The organism is Pseudohongiella sp. SYSU M77423 (assembly GCF_029911965.1).
GTDB lineage: Bacteria > Pseudomonadota > Gammaproteobacteria > Pseudomonadales > Pseudohongiellaceae > Pseudohongiella.
In genome coordinates this window covers 180570-199992 of sequence record NZ_JARYTH010000005.1, presented here as the reverse complement: position 1 = coordinate 199992, position 19423 = coordinate 180570, and the positions used below count along the sequence as shown (strand labels likewise).

21 protein-coding genes are annotated in these 19423 nt (G+C 56.0%); 4 read left to right on the top strand and 17 right to left on the bottom strand.

The features are described 5' to 3' along the window. Nucleotides 1–7: 7 nt before the first annotated feature. A complete protein-coding gene (locus QGM61_RS12410; RefSeq protein ID WP_281133174.1) occupies nucleotides 8–1282 on the bottom strand; it encodes a hypothetical protein in 1275 nt (424 codons plus the stop codon). Between the two features lie 244 nt (nucleotides 1283–1526). Between QGM61_RS12410 and QGM61_RS12405 the strand changes: the two genes are divergently transcribed. Next, complete coding sequence (locus QGM61_RS12405; RefSeq protein ID WP_237134873.1) at nucleotides 1527–2144, top strand: hypothetical protein; 618 nt, start codon at nucleotides 1527–1529, stop codon at nucleotides 2142–2144. Nucleotides 2145–2169: 25 nt separating this feature from the next. On the opposite strand, the gene QGM61_RS12400 is transcribed toward QGM61_RS12405, so the two are convergent. Continuing rightward, nucleotides 2170–2823, bottom strand: coding sequence for a hypothetical protein (locus QGM61_RS12400; protein WP_281133173.1), 654 nt, complete (start codon nucleotides 2821–2823; stop codon nucleotides 2170–2172). A gap of 170 nt (nucleotides 2824–2993) precedes the next feature. Between QGM61_RS12400 and apbC the strand changes: the two genes are divergently transcribed. Beyond that, nucleotides 2994–3815 (top strand): iron-sulfur cluster carrier protein ApbC, encoded by an 822-nt coding sequence (apbC, locus tag QGM61_RS12395; RefSeq protein ID WP_281133172.1) that lies wholly within the window; start codon nucleotides 2994–2996, stop codon nucleotides 3813–3815. Here the strand turns inward: apbC and QGM61_RS12390 are convergent. Genes QGM61_RS12390 through QGM61_RS12375 form a run of 4 tightly spaced genes read right to left on the bottom strand, consistent with a single transcriptional unit; the run spans nucleotide 3802 to nucleotide 7587 of the window. Continuing rightward, nucleotides 3802–5502: a sodium:solute symporter family protein gene (locus QGM61_RS12390; RefSeq protein ID WP_281133171.1), complete on the bottom strand. Its 1701-nt coding sequence runs from the start codon at nucleotides 5500–5502 to the stop codon at nucleotides 3802–3804. The genes apbC and QGM61_RS12390 overlap by 14 nt on opposite strands. Continuing rightward, complete coding sequence (locus QGM61_RS12385; protein WP_237134869.1) at nucleotides 5499–5783, bottom strand: DUF4212 domain-containing protein; 285 nt, start codon at nucleotides 5781–5783, stop codon at nucleotides 5499–5501. The genes QGM61_RS12390 and QGM61_RS12385 overlap by 4 nt, the downstream gene beginning before the upstream one ends. A gap of 43 nt (nucleotides 5784–5826) precedes the next feature. Further along, nucleotides 5827–6831, bottom strand: a complete 1005-nt coding sequence (locus QGM61_RS12380; protein WP_281133170.1) for a phosphotransferase family protein — start codon at nucleotides 6829–6831, stop codon at nucleotides 5827–5829. Between the two features lie 60 nt (nucleotides 6832–6891). After that, the gene (locus QGM61_RS12375) at nucleotides 6892–7587 is read right to left on the bottom strand and encodes a histidine phosphatase family protein (RefSeq protein ID WP_281133169.1); all 696 of its coding nucleotides are present in this window, start codon (nucleotides 7585–7587) and stop codon (nucleotides 6892–6894) included. A gap of 151 nt (nucleotides 7588–7738) precedes the next feature. Here QGM61_RS12375 and QGM61_RS12370 point away from each other — a divergent pair, with 151 nt between their 5' ends. Together QGM61_RS12370 and QGM61_RS12365 are read left to right on the top strand one after the other, a co-directional pair. Continuing rightward, a complete protein-coding gene (locus tag QGM61_RS12370) occupies nucleotides 7739–8623 on the top strand; it encodes a LysR family transcriptional regulator (RefSeq protein ID WP_281133221.1) in 885 nt (294 codons plus the stop codon). 12 nt (nucleotides 8624–8635) lie between these two features. Continuing rightward, nucleotides 8636–10744 carry a prolyl oligopeptidase family serine peptidase gene (locus QGM61_RS12365; protein ID WP_281133168.1) on the top strand — a complete coding sequence of 703 codons (2109 nt, stop codon included), beginning with the start codon at nucleotides 8636–8638 and terminating at the stop codon, nucleotides 10742–10744. Here QGM61_RS12365 and yjgA read toward each other — a convergent pair. From yjgA to QGM61_RS12310, 11 genes are all read right to left on the bottom strand, one after another. Further along, nucleotides 10734–11333, bottom strand: a complete 600-nt coding sequence (gene yjgA / locus QGM61_RS12360; protein ID WP_281133167.1) for a ribosome biogenesis factor YjgA — start codon at nucleotides 11331–11333, stop codon at nucleotides 10734–10736. The two genes, QGM61_RS12365 and yjgA, sit on opposite strands and share 11 nt — an antisense overlap. An 8-nt stretch (nucleotides 11334–11341) precedes the next feature. Beyond that, nucleotides 11342–11608 carry an HPr family phosphocarrier protein gene (locus tag QGM61_RS12355; RefSeq protein WP_237134864.1) on the bottom strand — a complete coding sequence of 89 codons (267 nt, stop codon included), beginning with the start codon at nucleotides 11606–11608 and terminating at the stop codon, nucleotides 11342–11344. Continuing rightward, the gene (gene rapZ / locus QGM61_RS12350; RefSeq protein ID WP_237134863.1) at nucleotides 11605–12486 is read right to left on the bottom strand and encodes an RNase adapter RapZ; all 882 of its coding nucleotides are present in this window, start codon (nucleotides 12484–12486) and stop codon (nucleotides 11605–11607) included. The genes QGM61_RS12355 and rapZ overlap by 4 nt, the downstream gene beginning before the upstream one ends. A 47-nt stretch (nucleotides 12487–12533) precedes the next feature. Then, the gene (gene ptsN, locus QGM61_RS12345; RefSeq protein WP_237134862.1) at nucleotides 12534–13001 is read right to left on the bottom strand and encodes a PTS IIA-like nitrogen regulatory protein PtsN; all 468 of its coding nucleotides are present in this window, start codon (nucleotides 12999–13001) and stop codon (nucleotides 12534–12536) included. An 82-nt stretch (nucleotides 13002–13083) separates the two neighbouring features. Further along, nucleotides 13084–14634, bottom strand: coding sequence for an RNA polymerase factor sigma-54 (locus tag QGM61_RS12340; protein WP_281133166.1), 1551 nt, complete (start codon nucleotides 14632–14634; stop codon nucleotides 13084–13086). A 130-nt stretch (nucleotides 14635–14764) separates the two neighbouring features. Beyond that, on the bottom strand, nucleotides 14765–15490 hold the full coding sequence (lptB, locus tag QGM61_RS12335; RefSeq protein WP_237134860.1) for an LPS export ABC transporter ATP-binding protein: 726 nt from the start codon (nucleotides 15488–15490) through the stop codon (nucleotides 14765–14767). After that, nucleotides 15490–16101: an LptA/OstA family protein gene (locus QGM61_RS12330; RefSeq protein ID WP_281133165.1), complete on the bottom strand. Its 612-nt coding sequence runs from the start codon at nucleotides 16099–16101 to the stop codon at nucleotides 15490–15492. The genes lptB and QGM61_RS12330 overlap by 1 nt, the downstream gene beginning before the upstream one ends. Next, nucleotides 16067–16690: an LPS export ABC transporter periplasmic protein LptC gene (lptC, locus tag QGM61_RS12325; protein WP_237134858.1), complete on the bottom strand. Its 624-nt coding sequence runs from the start codon at nucleotides 16688–16690 to the stop codon at nucleotides 16067–16069. The genes QGM61_RS12330 and lptC overlap by 35 nt, the downstream gene beginning before the upstream one ends. Further along, a complete protein-coding gene (locus tag QGM61_RS12320) occupies nucleotides 16690–17244 on the bottom strand; it encodes a KdsC family phosphatase (protein WP_237134857.1) in 555 nt (184 codons plus the stop codon). Before QGM61_RS12320 ends, lptC begins: the two co-directional genes overlap by 1 nt. Nucleotides 17245–17252: 8 nt before the next feature. After that, nucleotides 17253–18227: an SIS domain-containing protein gene (locus QGM61_RS12315; protein WP_237134856.1), complete on the bottom strand. Its 975-nt coding sequence runs from the start codon at nucleotides 18225–18227 to the stop codon at nucleotides 17253–17255. Nucleotides 18228–18242: 15 nt separating this feature from the next. Beyond that, the gene (locus QGM61_RS12310; protein ID WP_237134855.1) at nucleotides 18243–19199 is read right to left on the bottom strand and encodes a calcium/sodium antiporter; all 957 of its coding nucleotides are present in this window, start codon (nucleotides 19197–19199) and stop codon (nucleotides 18243–18245) included. Between the last annotated feature and the right edge of the window lie 224 nt (nucleotides 19200–19423).

Here is a 19423-nt window from a genome sequence, read left to right as displayed (position 1 = left end):
TGAATGATCAGTCCGTGTAAACCGGCAAAGCCGCTATTAACTCATTGATATCGGAAAGCCTGCTATTGTAAACGTCGCTGCTCCGATCTACAAAGCGTTGCGCGAATTCCTCCTCGGTCATTCCGTCTGCATCGGTCCTTGGGGTGGGCATATAGTCGGTCTCGGCCTGCGCTGCAGCCATCCGGCGTTGCAGTTGCTGTGCACTTTCGGGCTGTGTGGCCGCCTCTCCCAGCGCCATGCCTGACAGATTGGCTGTCAGGTCGCTGAAACTGAAACCGCTGCGCTGTCGAGAATCATAGACTTCCTTGGCGGTTCCCAGAATGTCCGCCAGATCAACGCCGGCCGAGGCGGCTATCGCCGCCGCGGTGGTAAAGTGCAGACTGAGATCGTGACGGTAGAACATCATTGTGCGCAGATCAGTGGCCCGGGTATCGGCCTCGCCGGGCTGAATGTCGGGTTGGGGCCCCAGCAGGTCACTTACAGGCAGTTCATTGGTAAACATGGACAGGGTCAGCAGTAAAGCACGGTTCTCCGCGATAGCGTCGTCTGCCGAGTCGCTGCGCTCGACCGCCAGCGTGAACAGTGATGGCAGGAAGCGGTGCAGAGATACAAAGCGATTGTCGACGGCCTGCTGTTCCGCTATGCGGACGATTTCCTGATAATAGGCACGCACTCGTTCACGATCTTCAGCGGAAATCGCCCACTGCCGCGCCTGGCTGCGCAAACGTTCCAGAGTCTGTTCGTTCCATTGCAGCCTGAGTTGCAGCTCATCATTGGCCAGCGCGGTGTTGTCCAGATTGCGTCTTAACACCAGCAACTCTTCTCTTGGGGTGCCAGCCGCCTGCAGACGGCTGGCAAGCCAGGCTTGTGCGGCATTGGTGAAGTAGCGCGGTATTGGCAGTCTGCCGGCTCGCAGTGACGTCAGTTGAACGCTGTCACCCTGCTGGGCAAAACTTGCGCTCAGATTGAGATAAACGGTGCCGAAGGGGCCGAGAGTTTGCGGGATGCTGATCTCGCCATCAGCCGTTGCACCGCTGATTGCCACTTTCATTGCGGCTGGTTGCAGGCCGGGAACGCTGTTCAGCAGGACGTTGCCGAGCATGGTCAGCTCGTGGGCATTCAACGTCAGTTGTTGCTCGCCGCTGCCCCTCAGGCGGTTGGGGCTGTAATCGGCAATCAGCTGCTCGACTTCGCGGCGTTCTGCTTCATTGAGAGACCCATTTCCAGTCACATTCGGCGATGTGCTCAAGATCAGCGTGCCCAGGCCCAACAGACATGCCATTAGCAGACCGAGTATGAAAATGAAATGTCGTAGAAACGTTCTGGGCATGATGCACGGTATCGGTGAGTTGGCTCGTGGCCTCTGTGGCGCACTCGATTATAGAGTAAGTTGGTGGTCAACAGCCAATCTGGACTGAGCGCTGCTCAATAGTCTGATGGGTGTGGTAAAGTATGGAAATCGTTCTATTTGATGCGGCAAGCCCGCTTGCCTGTCCCTGATCAAGATTGAAGACAAGGGTATGAAGATGAATAGCTCAAACAAAGCATCGCTGCGCCTGTTGGTCGGAGCAGTGAGTTTATTGGCGCTGGCGGGCTGCGCGTCGCAGGCCGGGCATCAGGAAATGATGGAACAGCAGGCGGCGGTTCAGGCTGAGGCCAGAGAACTGGCGGTTCAATTTCAACAGGCTGAGCGCGCGCGACTTGAGGCTGAACGCAGCGAGCGTGAATTGCGCGAGCAGCTGGCAATTATTCAGCGGGAACGTGAGGCAGCTGAGGCGGCCCGAGAAGAAGCAGAACAAAGAGCTGAGGAGCGGGCTCGCCAGGCAGCAGTGCTGCAGCAGCAGCAAATGGCAGCCGAGCGGGCGCGCATGGCTCAGGCCGAGGAAGAGCGTATTGCTGCGATGGAACGGCAACTGGCCGAGTACGAGGCCCGCATCAGTCGGCGCGAACAGGCCAATGCACGATTGCGTGAGGCGATTACGGCCGCCGAGGAACTGCTGCAGATGCTGGCAACCGAGCAGAGCAAGTACGACAATGTGGATGCCAATGGGCAGACCGCCGAGCCCCTCCAGAAGGCTCTTATCTCCGAGCTGGAATCGCGCAAGGACCGTCTGGTCAGAGAGGCGCAGTCGCTAAGCAACTAAGCAGAGCAGGTAATCTGCAGGTACATCAGTCGATGGGCAGCCGTTCAAAGTGGTACATCAACCATTGCGGGCCTTCTCCGCTGATATCCTGGTCGATGTTGTGCCAGTGTGCGCGAACGCTGCGTACGCACTGATAAATTCGAAATGAGCGGGTGTTTTCAATAATCAGACCACGCACCGACGGATTAAGCGTGTAGTTGGAAATTTCCACCAGCTTCCAGTCATCCTCCATGGTGCGTTCCACGCAGTCATTTCCGGCCAGAAGCTCCTGATAGTCAACCTGGGTCTCGGCCCAGCCGTGGGCAGGTACCGTCAGGTTCAACAGCAGCTCCGAGGGCGGCTCCTCCCCCGACTCATCTGTGAACACAACCTTTTTCAATTCGATGGCTTCGTCGCTCTGGTTCTGTGCAACGATGCGCAGGCCGGCATTGGTGCTGAGGTGCCATGCTGGGGAGTAGATTGCATACTTGACCGGGTGCTCGAAGGATTGCTGGGCATTGGCCAGTGGGTCGTTTCCCATGCTGGAGGGTTGTTCCTCAGCTGCGACTGCGATGCTGCCCAGCAGCGCGGAGGTCATGACAAATGCCACCGTGTGTCGTAAACAGTGTCTCAAGCCATAGCTGCTGCGGGCAGCCTGGCTGTTCTCGACTCTTGCAGTGTGTTTAACAGACGTTGTCATGATCCAACCAGATTTACCGGATTCTATTAATGTACGATGTCAAATAGAACATGGTTTTGCTGCCAATATCAAGACTGCAAGTGTGTCTAAGCGCAACAGCCTGCTAAACTCACGCCTCTTACAGTTACAGCAATTAAGCCAGGCAGTGTCTGTCTGAGCGGGAGGGTCGCATGGAGTCGCTGGCAACCATTAAACACATTATCTGTATTGCGTCCGGCAAGGGTGGAGTAGGCAAGTCAACGACTGCGGTGAACCTGGCGGTGGCGCTACATCAACAGGGTTATAAAACAGGTTTGCTGGATGCGGATATTTACGGGCCCAGCCTGCCGCTGATGCTGGGAGTTCCAGACGGAACACGTCCGCAGGTCAAACCTGGAAAAATCATGTTGCCACTGGTGGCCCACGGCATCGAGACCAATTCAATAGGTTTTCTGGTCGATGCGAAAACTGCCATGGTCTGGCGCGCGCCAATGATCGTTGGTGCCTTCAATCAGCTGCTGCTCAACACCCAGTGGTCGGCACTGGATTATTTGATCATTGATCTTCCGCCCGGGACCGGTGACATACAGTTGAGCCTGACGCAGACTGCGCGTGTCAGTGGTGCTGTGATTGTCACCACGCCTCAGGATGTGGCGCTGTCTGACGCTCGCAAAGGCATGGAGATGTTTCGCAAGGTGAGGGTTCCATTGCTGGGCGTGGTAGAGAACATGAGCCAGCATGTCTGTTCCAATTGTGGGCATATTGAGACGATTTTTGGCGAGGGCGGCGGCGATCGCCTGGCGCAGGACTTTGATACCCAGCTGATAGGATCCCTGCCGCTGGACAGGCTGATCCGATCACAGGGGGATGCTGGCACACCGGTGACAATAGCCCAGCCGGATGGTCCGATCGCCAGGGCCTATCATTCTCTGGCCGACGCATTGCGCGATCGCCTGGCGCGGCAGGTCGAAGCCAGACCCGCCGCGCCCACAATCGATGTTACGGATGATTGACTGCTGCGGGCACCGCGCCTGGCAATCGAATTTCCTCAACCATGTTCTGGATGTCACGCGGTGGCGCTGGATACATGCGGCTGACAGTCAGTGCCACCACGGTATTGATCAGTGTGCCCAGGGTGCCAATGCCCTCTGGTGATATTCCGAACCACCAGTGTTCAGGTGTGCTGAGTTCGGGTACCACAAATTTGAAGGCGACAATGTAACCGGCAGTGAACAGGAAGCCTGCCAGCATGCCGGCGATCGCTCCTTCACGGTTCATGCGGCGGTAGAATATGCCCAGTACAATTGCCGGGAAGAATGACGCGGCCGCCAGTCCAAACGCAAATGCGACCACCTCGGCGACAAACCCGGGCGGATTGATGCCGAAATAACCTGCAATCAGGATAGCGACAAAAATGGCAAGCCGGGCAAATAACAGTTCCTGCTTTTCGCTGATGCCCGGCATCAGACTGCGTTTAAGCAGGTCATGCGAAACAGCCGTTGAAATGACCAGCAGCAGGCCGGCAGCCGTTGACAGCGCCGCCGCCAGCGCCCCGGCTGCTACCAGCGCAATCACCCAGTTGGGCAGTTGGGCTATCTCGGGGTTGGCGAGCACCATGATGTCGCGATTGACCTGCAATTCGTTGGTTTCTGCATCGCCGGAGTACTGCACGCGGCCATCCCCGTTGCGGTCGTCAAAAGAGATCAGCTGGGTTGTTTCCCAGGTGCTGAACCAGGATGGCAGCTCTTCGTATACGGCGTTGTCGACGGTATTCAACAAGTTGGTGCGTGCGAATGCTGCGACAGCCGGTGCCGTCGTGTACAGAATGGCAATAAAGATGAGCGCATAGGCCGCTGACTTACGCGCGTCCCTGACGCTTGGCACGGTGAAAAACCGGATGATCACGTGTGGCAGTCCGGCTGTGCCGAACATCAGCGCGGCTGTGATGAAAAAGACGTCCTGCGTCGCCCGTTGACCTTCTGTATAGGTTGCGAAGCCCAGGTCCTGGCTCAAGCTGTCCAGGCGGTCAAGCAGATAGCCACCACCATACTCTGCAGTCAGTTCGGAACCAAAACCAAATTGAGGAATGGGGTTGCCTGTCATCATCAGCGAGATAAAGATGGCTGGCACCATGTAAGCGAAAATCAGTACGCAGTACTGAGCAACCTGCGTATATGTGATGCCTTTCATGCCACCCAGAACGGCATAGAAGAACACAATAGCCATGCCTATTATCACACCGGTAGTGATATCAACTTCCAGGAACCTGGAAAAAACGATACCTGCCCCCTGCATCTGGCCGCAGACGTAAACAAAAGACACCGAAATGGCGCAGAAAATTGCCACCAGGCGCGCGCTGCGAGAGTAATAGCGATCACCGATGAAGTCCGGCACGGTGTACTTGCCAAACTTGCGCAGGTAGGGAGCCAGCAGCAGCGCCAAAAGCACATAACCGCCAGTCCAGCCCATCAGGTAAAACGCACCGTCGCGTCCAAGAAAAGAGATAAGGCCTGCCATGGAGATGAATGACGCTGCCGACATCCAGTCGGCGGCAGTTGCCATGCCATTGGCGAGAGGGTGAACACCACCGCCAGCTACGTAAAAATCATTGGTTGAGGCGGCGCGCGACCAGACGGCAATGCCTATGTATAAACCGAAAGAGAGCGCAACAAAAATATAGGTCCACAGCTGAACCGTCATGACTGATCCTCCCTGGATACACCTTGCTCGCTATCGCTTCGGTAGCGCGCATCCAATCGGTCCATCAGCACAACATAAACAATGATCAGCACCACAAAAACGTAGATGGATCCCTGCTGTGCGATCCAGAAACCGAGCTTGAAACCGCCGAACCGGATTGCATCCAGCGTGTCGGCCAGCAGGATGCCACAGACGTAGGAAATGAAGAACCAGACAGACAACAGGCCCGCCAGTATTCTGACGTTGGCCCGCCAATAGGCTCGTGCGTGTTTGTCGCGCATAACACACCCTCAGTTTTTATTATTGCTTCGATGGTAGCACTCGTCAGTCAACCGAGGCCAGCCCCATTTCCGCCAGTGGTGCCACCAGCTCTCCCATGCGCAGCGCTCGCTCATTAGAGGCATTGCCGTCGAGGCCACGTTTGTAGACGCCCTGCAGAATTGCTGCCAGTCTGAAGAAGCAGAATGCCATATAGAAGTTCCAGTGTCGCGGTGAGGCTAGCTGGCGCTGCTGGCAGTACAGGTCAATCAGCTCCGCTTCTTCTGGGATATTCAGATCCTTCAGATTCTTGCCCTGCAGGCCCCGAATCTCGCCTTCGCCGGGCAGCCGAAGCGCCATCAGGTAGTAAGCAAGATCAGCCATTGGGTGTCCCAGCGTCGCCAGCTCCCAGTCCAGTACTGCGCGGATCTGTGGTGATCCCTTATGGAACATGACGTTGTCCAGACGGTAATCACCATGAATGATGCTGCTGGCACCGTCATCAGGCGGCATATTGCGCTGCAGCCATGCAATCAGAGAATCCATGGCAGGCAGTTCGGTGGTTTGCGAGGCCTGATACTGTTTGTGCCAGCGTGTCAGCTGGCGCTCAAAATAGTTCCCTGGCCGGCCAAAGTCCTGCAGCCCGACACTCTCATAGTCGACATCGTGCAAGGTTGCTAGCGCGCCTATCAGCGAGTGATAGTACGCCGGCCGTAAAGCTGTCTCAGCATCGGGCAACGCCGGGTCCCACAATATGTCGCCCGGCTCGTAGCTCATCACATAAAACATGCTGCCAATCACGCTGTCGTCGGTACACAGTGCCAGGGCCTGGGGCACCGGCACGTCAGTGTGCCGAAGTGCACTGATAAGGCGATACTCGCGATCTACTGCATGAGCCGAAGCCAAAAGTTCGCCAGGCGGTTTACGCCTGAGGACAAACTGCTGACCTCCGCACTGCAGCAGAAAACTGGGATTGGATTGTCCAGTTGCAAACTTTTCAAGTTGATACTGGCCGTCACAGCCATCGATATGAGTGTTAAGCCAATTTGCCAAAGCATTATTGTTGTTCATGGTGCCAGTTCCGGTCGGGCATTGCCTTCAGGTCTCATTTCGCTGTCAGAAGTCCTGCATTCAGGTGTAGGTAAGCGCGTGCAAGCGGTCGCGTCTCTGCAGGTGCGGCAGCGCGTTGAAAGTGGTCAGCTGAAAGCCGCGCTGACTGAAATGAAAATGGTGTATGCCGGTGTTGCGTGTCTGCATGTTGAGGTCGATCAGCGTATCGACTCCGCACCCCAGAATCTGTGACACGGCCATGGCCATTGCGCCGCCAGAACTGACAACCAGCACAGTTTCGCCCGATTCAAGGGCGGTCAGGGAATGCAAGCTGTTGTGCACCCGATCATGGAACTGTTGCCAGCGCTCCAGTGAGTGTGATGAGTTGTCATTGTGGCTCGCATGCAGCTCATCACGCGACCAGGTATGCATGGCCTTGCGCAGCATCTGGAAAAACAGACGTCCACCATCGCTGACCGAGGGTACTTCCATACCGGCACTGTGGCAATAAACTGCGGCCAGGGTATGGAAGTCAAACTCATTAAAGCCGGCATCGATGGAAACGCTCAGAGGCTGGTCGGCGCCGAGCAGGATGCCCTGTGCTGTCTGCTGCTGACGCTTCATGGAGCCTGCGATGGCGCGGGTAAACGTCACACCCAGTTCGCGAAAATAATCACCAAGCCAGACGGCCTGCTGCTCACCCAGCTCCGATAATTGATCATAATTGTCGGCACCGAACGACGCCTGTCCATGGCGGACCAGATACAACTGACTCATTTAAATTTATCCATACTATTGATTTGTATTATTGCGGAATTTGAGTATCATTCACGAGAATAATACATAAAGCAGGGCAAGTCACACATAGGTCTCAAGCCTGGAAACAGCACAAGGACTGGCGACTGCGACAATAAAAGGGGGCCGTGCTCTGAAAAAGCTGGATCTTAATCTGTTTCTGGTATTTGACACGATCTATACCGAGCGTAATCTGACTCAGGCCGCGAAGGCTCTGTCGATCACCCAGCCGGCGGTCAGTAATGCACTGTCGCGGCTGCGACGAGTGTTCAACGACGAGCTTTTTGTTCGCACCTCGAAAGGCATGTTGCCGACGCCTGTAGCAGACAGTATTGCCCAGAACATCTCTGCTGCATTGGGGATGTTGAATGCGAGTGTTCTTGAGCGCGAGGACTTTTCACCGGATTCTGCAGAACGTACCTATCATTTCAGCATGACGGATCTGGCCGAGGCGGTCATCCTGCCCAGGCTGTTTCCGCATTTCGAGCAGCATGCGCCACACCTGTCACTGCAGAGCTACTATACCAAGCGTCACGAGATTGTACGTCAGTTGTCACGAGGTGAGCTGGACTTTGCTGTCGATGTACCCCTGATAGAAGATACCCAGGTGTCACACCAGTCCTTGATCAAGGATGACTATGTGTGTGCCATGCGCCCCGACCATCCCATGTCACAGCAGCCACTGACACTGGATGCTTACCTCGCCCTGAGTCATATCCATGTGTCGAGCCGTCGAAGGGGACTGGGGCAGGTCGATATGGCCCTGCTGCGCCATCAGGCTGAACGTCGCATCCAACTGCGAGTTCAGCACTACCGGGTCGCTGCCGAAGTGGTGCGTGGCACCGATCTGGTACTGACCGTCCCACGTTACCTGGCGTCCCAATACCAGCTGACATTGCGCAAACTTCCCTTCGAAACCATGCCCCTGGACTTGCACCTTTACTGGCACCGCCAGTCGGACAGCGACCCGTCACATCGCTGGTTGCGTGAGACCCTGCTGGCGCTGTTCAAGCACTGAAGGTGACACAGCATGGGGTGCGGGCATCATCAACCAGAGCATGTTCTGCTGAGAGTGCCGGGAAAGTACCGTCATAACGGCGCTGGCGCGATCGTGCTGCGGATCATGGCGCTTGCTATGGTGCTGCTGTCTGAATCCATCAGCGCACAGCCGACAGCCGACCCCTTTCGGTGGCTTGAGACAGATAACGGGCAAAGCCGGGCCTGGCGCCAGGTTCAGCAGGCACGCACCGTTGAAATGCTGTCCAGACTGCCCAGCCGTGAGCAATGGCAGCGATTGATGGCTCAAAGCTGGGACTATGCCCGCATTCAGGCAGTTGCTGTCGCCGGGCAACGTTATTTCTATTATTTCAATCCAGGCATGCAGGACCATTACGAACTCTACTGGTCTGAGCTGCCGGCACCCGGCGATGCATCCCGCAACTCATTTGATGTGGCTGCTGCTGGACAGACTTTGCCGCCAGTCGCTGGTGTGACATCTGACAGCTGGCGCTCGGTATCGGTGAATGCGAATGGGTCGGCAGTCCTGTTGCAACTGGCTGACGCCTGGCATGTTGGTTTTGTCGATTCGGGTGACAGTCTGGCATTGAGTGCAAACGGTCAGAACCCGGTTCTTGCCGCCTGGGCTGGCAGTCAGGACGGGGTCTGGAGCAGCGATGCTCAGTCGCTTTATTATCATCAGCTGCGATCTACACCATCAGACTCAGCAAACAGCGCGACGGTATATCAGCCTGAGGAAGGCTGGGTTATTGAGGCTTTGCTGCCGGTACCGCAGTCCGAGCGGGTCATTGTTGCTGAATCGCATCAAGGTCGCCATCGCCTGACACTGCTGGCCGATCGCTCCGGCACTCAACTGGCGCGCTGGATTACCGGTATGCCCGTTCGAGGCGACGGGTTCTGGCAGGGCGACGATGTCGGCTTATGGTTTGCCGGCGCGATTGGCGATGAGTTTATTTTTTATCGTCGTGAAAGGCGTCGACCGGCTGGTGATCGTGTCATTTACACGGCCTCTCTGGCGGATACTGCGCTGCGACCCCTGTCCTTGGATGCGCCACTCGAAAACGCCCAGCTGTCCTCCGTGCAGGTCGTGGGCGACGTTTTCCTTGTGGAATACCTTCGCCATGGACAATCGTTGCTCTACCAGCAACGCCTGGATGGCGTAATAGTGGGGCAGGTGGCACTGCCAGAACCGGTGCGACTTGATCGAATGCGCGCCATAGAGCCCCAGCAGTTATTGCTGGCCTATAGTGGCCTGACCGTACCGCCGCAGGCGACCTTGCTGGACCTGAGCACGGGTAATACGAAGTTGCTGAGCCAGGATATGCCACCTGCCGCTGATCTGGATGTCAGGCTTGAATTGTCCAGCATGGGCCATTCAGCAGGCGAGAATGGCACTGTCCCGTACTTTGTGGTTTCCCCTCAGAAAGAAACGGATGCTGATTCGCAGATTCCGGACATCAATAATCATGTGCTGGTCGAAACCTATGGTGGTTTCGGTGCGCCAATCGAGTTGGGGTTCTCCATTGCTCGTTATGTGTGGCTGCTGGCTGGTGGACATTACGTCGTCGTGGGGCCTGCTGGTGATCTGCCTCAGGCTGTTGATGAGTTTGTCCATGTAGCGTCAGCTTTGCAGACGCAAGGGAACAAGGTATCCGCGATGGGGCGCAGCCATGGTGCGCTGCTGGTCACCATGGCCATGTTAAAGGCGCCTGATGTCTTTAGTTCGGTTGTTGCCGATTCAGGGTTGCATGACCTGCCGTCCTTTCTGCGACTGGGAGGGTCGCCGTCCTGGGTGGCGGAATACGGTGACCCCGGTGTTGAGCAGTCAAGAGAATGGCAGCTTGCCAATTCTTCCTACCACCAGGCACTGACTCGCGAGAATTCACCGACTTTACTGCCGCCAGTTCTGACGGTCGCACGGCCTGGTGATGACATTGTTGCGCCTGCGCACAGTTACAAACTGATTGCCGCGTTGCAGCGTCGTCATGGTGACAAGGCTACAGCCTGGTTATATGCCGCGGAGGGCGAGGGCCACTCGCCAGCGGGGGCTGTGAATGCCCTGATCCTGGAATACGCAGACAGATGGAGTTTTCTGGCATGGTCACCAGACGTCAGACAATGACCTGACCCAGGTAGTCGAAAAGGCGACGGCGGGCTTTTCTTGCGGCGACCACCGCAGGAGAGGAGCTGTCTGCCTCCGGAGTGTTTTCCATCGCGGCCTTTGCGGAGCCAGTTTCCTCAGACGCTGACAAAGGTTTCACACCAGCATCGGTGCAATTTCTAAGTAATTGCCTGAGCGGCTGACGTTCGGCATGCTGCCATTCAGCCAGAAATGCCTCGACCGTCTCATCGTCGCCCTGCAGCAAACGCTCGCCCCAGGCTTCAATCTGTTGGGCCCGGCGCATTTCCTGACGATCAGGCGCACGCAGTTTGTCCAGTGCTTCACGGATAGCATCGTGGTCGGCGGCACGCATCAGTTTGCCAATGAACTGCATCTGTCGGCGTTTGGCTTCGTGGCGGTTAGGCAGGCGCTGGTATTCTCGCATAGCCGACAACAGATTCTCGGGCAGATCAATAAGATCCAGCTGGCGCTTGTTCAGAGTCATCAGTTCCGCACCCATTTTCTGCAGCTCGGTCATGCGCTGCTTGCGGCGGGTCTTGCTCTCTGTCTCGTTGTCGTCATCCCAGGGGGATTCGTTGTAATCAGTCACGCTATCGCTCACTCGCCTTCTTCAAATCGGTTGTTTACCAGCGCCACGATGTCTTCCAGTGCCGCTGATTCGTCATCGCCATCAACCACGATTCGCAATGTGGTGCCTTTGCCGGCAGCGAGCATCATCAATGACAGAATGCTGTGTGCATCAACAAGCTTTTCGTTGCCGATGTGCACCTTGCTCTGGTACTTGTTTACGACGCCAACCAGTTTGGAGGCGGCACGGGCATGCAGACCCGCCTTGTTACAGATAGTGATGGTCGATTCGATCATGTTGCGTTGGTGTTGTCCTGACGTCGTCGCAGCTCTCGATGGAGAACCTGCAGATTGTTGATCTTGTCGGCAAAAGCCAGTTTCAGCTGTTCACACAGGAATACAGATCGGTGCTGGCCGCCTGTGCAGCCGATTGCAACAGTCATATAGCTGCGATTGCTGGCTTCAAAGCGTGGCAGCCACCGATCCAGAAATGCCTCAATATCCTGCAGCAGTGCCTGCACATCCGGCTCATTGCTCAGGTAATCGGCGACAGGTGCATCCAGCCCACTGAGAGGGCGCAGCTGGCTGTCCCAATACGGATTGGGCAGGCACCTGGCGTCAAATACAAAGTCGGCATCAATCGGCACACCATTCTTGAAGCCAAATGATTCAAACATCACGGACAGCGATGAATCCTTTTTTTCGAGAATTCGTGAACGAACGACTTCACGCAGCTGATGTACCGACATTGTACTGGTGTCGATCGACAGCCCGGCCATAGCGGAAATGGGCTCCAGCAATTCGCGCTCCTGAATGATGGCCTCGCGCAATCCAACCGTGTTGCTGGTAAGCGGGTGACGCCGGCGGCTTTCGCTGAATCGCTTGATCAGCGTCGGGCTGTTGGCATCAAGGAAAATGATTTCAATATTGAGCGCCGACAGCTGCAGCTCGTGCAGGATCTGCGGGACGTTCTTCAGGTCTTCAGGAATATTGCGCGCGTCAATACTGACAGCAACGCGGGGCAGTTCGGGTGTGTCGCGGCAAATGCGCGACACAAATGCCTGTAGCAGGCTGGCAGGCAGGTTATCAATACAGTAATAACCATGATCCTCGAGCATATTGAGGGCGGTACTTTTTCCCGAGCCGGAGCGACCACTGATAATCAAGAGTTTCACGACGTCTCACAGCCTGCTTCAATGAATCGTTGGGTCAACTGTCAGGCTTAAGCCTGTTGTTCCTGATCAAATCGTACGGCGATGTCGTACAGTTCCTGATTGCTGCGAGCGCCCCGCAGAGCCTGACAGAATTCATCCTGATGGAACAGGCGTGCCAGTGCGCTAAGCACGCGCAGATGTTCATCGGTTTCCTCGGCCGGCACGATCAGTACAAAAAGCAGATCGACCTGTTGTGAATCGACGGCATCGAAATCGATGCCCTCATCCAGCTTTACCAGGGTACCGGTGATTGTTGTGCATTCGGAAACGCGACAGTGGGGAATGGCAATACCATTGCCAATACCGGTGCTGCCCAACTGCTCACGTGCCAGCAATGCGGTGTAGATAGCGTCAGCCGACAGGTTGGGCGTGGTTTCTGCGATGGTTTCACTGATCGTGGTCAGAAATCGTTTCTTACTGACACCCGGCAGGTTGCACAGGGCGCGTTCCGGGGTAAGTATGCTGCTTAATTGCATTGCTGTGTCCTGTTTTCCAGAGCCGCCATTCTAGTGCCTTGGGCAGGCGCTGGCAACGTGCGCCGAGCGGACTGGCAAGGTGTCAGACCAGCCGCTTGCGTTCATTGGAAGGGGGGATGGACAGGGATTCGCGATATTTGGCGATTGTCCGGCGGGCGACATTAATGCCCTGGTCTTCCAGCAACTGAGTGATTTTGCTGTCGCTGAGTGGTTTGCGCGGGTTTTCGCCAGCAACCAGCTTTTTGATCAGTGCGCGTATCGCGGTTGATGAGCATTCGCCTCCGCCAGCGGTACTGACGTGACTGGAGAAAAAGTACTTGAGCTCGAATATCCCGCGCGGCGTGTGCATGTATTTTTGAGTGGTTACCCGGGAGATGGTTGATTCATGCATCTCTACTGCTTCGGCAATGTCATGCAGGACCAGCGGTTTCATGGCCTCTTCGCCCTGCTCCAGGAAACCCTGCTGATGCTCGACAATGCGCGAGGCTACTTTCAGCAGTGTCTCGTTACGACTTTGCAGGCTCTTGAGGAACCAGCGTGCCTCCTGCAGGTTGTCGCGCAGATAGTTGTTGTCGGAGCTGTTATCGGAACGTTTGACCAGCGCTGCGTAATCGGCGTTGATACGCAGCTTGGGCGCTGTTTCCGGATTGAGCTCGACACGCCAGCGCCCGCTGCGGGTGTCTTTGCTGACAATCACATCAGGGATAACGTAGGTGGCGCTGGATGGTGCGATATCGGCGCCCGGACGTGGATTAAGTTTTTCGATGATGGCAATCGCATCGCGCAGCTCCGGCTCTTTCAAGCGTGTGAGCCGCATGATCTGGGCGTAGTCCCGATTGCCCAACAGGGCCAGGTAGTCCCGCACCAGTATCTTGGCGTGCCGCACGGGATCGGTCTCGAGTTCGGACGGGACCTGATTTAACTGGATCAAAAGGCATTCCGACAGGTCGCGGTAGGCGACCCCCACCGGGTCGAACTGCTGAATGCGATGCAATACGGCGAGTACCTCATCCTCTTCCAGCTCTTCGATATCATCCATCAGGCCTTCGTGAATGGCCTCAACGCTCAGCGACAGCTGGCCGTTGGCATCAATGGCATCAATGATTGCCATGCCAATCAGCCGGTCGGTATCCGACATGTTGGTAAGGTTCAATTGCCAGTTGAGGTGGTCCTGCAGAGTTTCTGAGGCGGAGTCACGTGATTCGAAATCATCCGTGTCTGCCATCGGGCTGCCCGTGGAGTAGGTGGTCTGGTAAATATCATCCCAGTTGGTATCCACAGAAAGCTGCTCGGGAATGTGTTCCTCCCAGCCGGCTTCGCCAGTATCGCTGTCGGTATTGGAAGGTGTGGCCGCAGTGACCTCGTCGAAGGCGTTCTGGCGCTCCTCGTAGGTGCGTGAGTCGGTTGCTTCATCAGCACCATTGGCCTTATCAGTGTTATCGCTGTTCTCGTAACTATCGCTGCTATCGCTGTCGGGAGACTCATCTACCTCCAGCATTGGATTTGATTCCAGTGCCTCGTGAATCTCGTTCTGAAGGTCAAGCGTCGACAGTTGCAGCAGGCGAATTGCCTGTTGCAGCTGGGGGGTCATGGTCAGCTGTTGACCGAGTTTGAGCTGGAGCGAAATCTTCATGACATCAGGCGCATCGCTAGAACGGGTTCGGTCTCGTGAATTACTGGGCCAGATGTGGGCCGGTTAATTAAAGCAAACATCATGCCGATATTGAGTGGGATTTTCAAGATTTTGTCACGACATTTGATGGTCAGATCTGGAAATTCTTGCCCAGGTACACATCGCGCACACGCTGGTTGGCAAGTATCTGTTGGGCGTCACCCTCGGCAATAATGCCACCATCGCTGACAATATAAGCTTTCTCACAGATGTCCAGCGTTTCACGAACGTTGTGGTCAGTCAACAGCACACCGATGCCACGATCCTTCAGGTGTTGAATAATGGACTTGATGTCACTGACCGATATGGGGTCAACACCGGCAAATGGCTCATCCAGCAGGATGAAGCGTGGGTCGGTAGCCAGCGCCCGGGCAATTTCAGTCCTGCGGCGCTCACCGCCGGACAGGCTCATGCCCTTATTGTCGCGAATGTGATTGATGTGGAATTCCTGAATCAGGCTTTCCAGCTTTTCTGCGCGCTGCTGGGCACTCAGTTCCTTGCGTGTTTCCAGAATGGCCATGATGTTATCGGCCACCGTCAGGTTGCGAAAAATGGAGGAGTCCTGAGGGAGATAACCCAGCCCCAGGCGCGCTCTGGCAAAAATGGGCAGCCCGGTCAGGTCCTGATCATTGATGCTGATCCTGCCTTTATCGGCATTTACCAGGCCCACGATCATGTAAAAACATGTAGTCTTGCCTGCACCATTGGGGCCAAGCAGACCAACAATCTGACCGCTGTTTACAGTCAGGGATACATCCCGGACAACCTGGCGACCCTTGTAGGACTTGGCTAGATGGCTGGCGCTCAGCAGATCCATCAGTTGCCCGCCGAATCGTCGTCAGATGTTTCATCGGGTGCAAACACGCCGCTGCAGGGGCCGGGTGAGTCCGTTGCCGCTGTTTCAATGACATGTTTGATTTCCGAGCACTCCAGCGCCGTGCCGCCGCGGGTAAAGCTGGCGTCGCCCACAAATTCCACCACGGACAGCAGCGTCTCGACCGTGGCGCCTGGCTCGTTGTAATAGATGATGGTGTCACTGCTACCGGTGATCGTCTCCGACGCCAGTGGTGCTTCACGCGTGAAGCGCGCGGGTTCCCCGGCCACGGTGACGCGAATCAGCTCACCGGTTTGAGTGTTCTGTATCAGACTGGCTGTGTTGCCGAAGATCGTCACCATGCCCTGCTGGATGCGAACGTTCTCGCGCAGGGTGGTGGTTCGGACATTCCCTTCGGTTTCGATACTGCCACCGCCATCAGAGTGGTATCGGATGTCTTCACCACTGTCAGTGGGTGCCATGGCCGAAAATGCAGGCAGCATAAGTGTGAGGCACACGCCAAAGGACAGTGCTTTCACGCTGGAAAGCACAGCAGGCCGTCGCGACTGGCGTGCCTGTTTACGGTGATATGTCTGTAAAACGTCCTTCGACATCTGATAAAAATTCCAGTGAATCCAGTGAGAAATTGGCCCGCAGGCCCATAGAACGCTGTTCGATGCGATTGCCGTTGATCAGTACCTGCGCGTCGGTATACAGCCGCTCGGCCTGCGGTTCGACTATTAGCCAGGCAGTCTGCACCTGTATGGCATCATCGGCACCCATCTGGTGGCGCACCTGAACTGAGTCCCGAAGTTCCAGTTCCTGAATATCGCCGCCCGACGAGGCTCGAATTCTGCCTGATACCGCGGATATATTCCAGCGTTCCTGGCCCTGCTGAAACATCCGGATCATAGGGTAATCGAGCTCTGTCACCTCGTCAGTGTACAGGCGTTGGGCTTCTGCTCCGATCGTGTACTCCAGCTCGCCGCTGTCATTGTATACACGGCTGTGAATGTCACGGCCGAATCCCTCGTACTGTTCGCCCGACGGCAGTTGCACCTGAGAGCTGCTCTGGTCGGGATTGGAAACATCCAGATCGCCAGTCATCAGCCATGCCAGCAGAACGGCTGGGGCCAGCGCCACCAGCCAGCCTTTCAGGCGCAATGAAATCAGTCGATTTATCAGGTATCGCAGCGCACGCATCAGGAATCCTGTCCGCTCTCGCAGGCAGCGATGATGGCGTCATACTTGCCTGCCGCCTGAAGCAGAAAGTCCGCCACCTCGCGAACTGCACCGGTGCCGCCGCCACCGTCTGTGCAAAGGTGCGCGCGTTCGATAATGCTGGGATGTGCATTGGGGACAGTAATTGCCAGTCCGCAGCGCATCATGACCGGCAGGTCGGGCAGGTCGTCACCCATGAAAGCAATGTGTTCAAAGTCACAGGGGTGATCTGACAAGAGCTCGCGAGTGGCAGTCAGCTTGTCTTCGCGTCCGCTTTTGATCAGGGTGATGCCCAAAGCGCTGGCACGTGTGGAAAGGGCCTGCGAGTGGCGGCCGGATACGATGCCGACACGAATACCATTGGCCTGCAACAGCTTTATGCCATGGCCGTCCAGCGTATTGAATGCTTTGAAAATCTCGCCCTGATCGCCAAAGTAGAGCTGGCCATTGGTCAGGATGCCGTCCACATCAAGCAACAGCAGCGATATGCTGGCTGCGCGGCGAGTGGCATCGGCAGAGTCGGTCAGAAACTTCATCGGTACTCCTAGACCACATTGGCCTGCAGCAGGTCGTGCATACGAATGATGCCGCTCAACTGTTGATTGTCATCCAGCACCACCAGTGTATAGATTCGGTTCTCTTCCATCAGTCTGGCAGCTTCAGTAGCCATGGCATCCACGGACACAGTTTTGCCGTTAACGGACATGACATCGGTGATAAGGGTGCGGGTAATGTCCTTGCCGGCATCCAGGGTCCGTCGCAGGTCGCCATCGGTAAAAACTCCCTGCAGCCTGCCACTGTCGTCAACAACCGTGGTCATACCCAGCCCTTTGCTGCTTATTTCAAACAGCGCGTCCTTCAGCAGGGTGCCAGCCTTGACCCTGGGGATACTGTCACCACTGTGCATGATATCCCTGACTTTGAGCAACAGGCGTCGACCCAGACGACCGCCCGGGTGTGAAAATGCAAAATCCTCTTCGGTAAACCCTTTGGCCTCCAGCAGTGCCATCGCCAGTGCGTCGCCAAGAACCAGCGCGACGGTCGTACTGGCGGTCGGGGCCTGTCCCAGCGGGCAGGCCTCTTTGGTCACGCTGGCATCAATATTGACGGTAGCGGTGGTTGCCATACTTGAGTGAGGATTTCCGGTCATACTGATAAAGGGAACACCCTTGCGTTTGATCAGCGGCAGGATGTTTACCAGTTCCTCGGTGGTGCCGGAATTCGACAGTGCCAGCAGCACGTCCTTGCCGGTAATCATGCCGAGATCGCCGTGGCTGGCCTCCGCCGGGTGCACAAACATGGCTGGAGTGCCCGTGCTGGACAGGGTGGCAGCTATTTTGCGGGCGATGTGGCCGGATTTGCCCATGCCGGTGACAACAATTCGGCCTTCGCAGTCGAGCATGATCTGGCAGGCGCGTGCGAAAGCCTCGTCGATGCGCGGCAGAAGTGCCGCGATCGCATCATGTTCAATACGAATAGTGCGCAACGCACTGTCGATCAGTGATTGGGGGTCGGCCATGGAATTCTCGCCAGTCTAGTGAATCTGATAATACATTATGCCGAACCATGCCAGGTAAAGCATTATGAATGCCAGCCCGCTGAGGCGTCCCAGCTGGCGCCGGGCGCGGATGGCTGGATAACACAGCGCGACCAGCAGGGCGGTCAGTACCATCATGGCAACGTAATCACGTGTCAGCAGGGAGCTGTCGAAATACCCAGCGGCCAGCAGGCCGGGGAATGGCAGTACAACCAGGATATTGAGGATGTTGGAGCCGATGATATTGCCAACTGCCAGTTCGTGGTGTCCACGCAGTGCACAGGTGACGGTCGCGGCCAGCTCGGGAAGACTGGTACCCAGTGCGACCAGCGTCAGGCCGATAATGCCGGAGGTGACACCGAGAATGGCGGCGATTTCAATGGAGGCGTCAACCAGATATTCGGCACTGACAATCAGCAGTGCCAGCCCCAGCAACAGGAACCCCAGCGCCTTGCCGGTACTGACATTGTCTGGAATCTCTTCCTCTTCAATCGCCTCTTCCTCGCCCTTGCGATGACCACGGAATAACTTCCAGATGAAAAACGTCACCACTGCAATCAACAGAAGTGCGTCGATGGGCCCGATATAACGATTGAACATCAGCAGGCCGCAAATAACACTGACCAGAATCAGCGCTGGCAGTTCTTTGCGGGCCAGCGATTTTGGTGGAGTAATTGGTTTGATGACAAGCGCTACGCCGAGCGCGATGCCTAGATTGAATATATTGGAACCAATAGCGTTGCCAATAGCCAGTTCCGGCTCGCCTGCCAGTGCAGATGCGGCGGAAGAAAAAATTTCGGGTGCTGAAGTGCCGAAAGCGACGATTGTCAGGCCGATGACCAGGGGTGGTATGCCCATATTGCGGGCGAATGCCGAAGCGCCGAAAACGAATTTGTCGGCACCCCATATCAGGCCGGCAAATCCAAGGCAGATTATCAAAATGTTTACGAGCATAGTTGAGGTTGCAGGATAGAAATTCCAGTTAATTGCATACTGTCCAGCTGCTGATGGCACCAAAAAACGATGAACGCAGGCTGTGTCTGGGCCGCCCATTAGACGGAGTAACACCCTGCATTGCAAGTAGTAATTTATAGTCTTTCTCATTTGAGGTACACTGCAACGCTGTGGAAAACGACCGTTACCACGCGTCTCGTCAGCCCGCACGGGCCAGGAAGGAG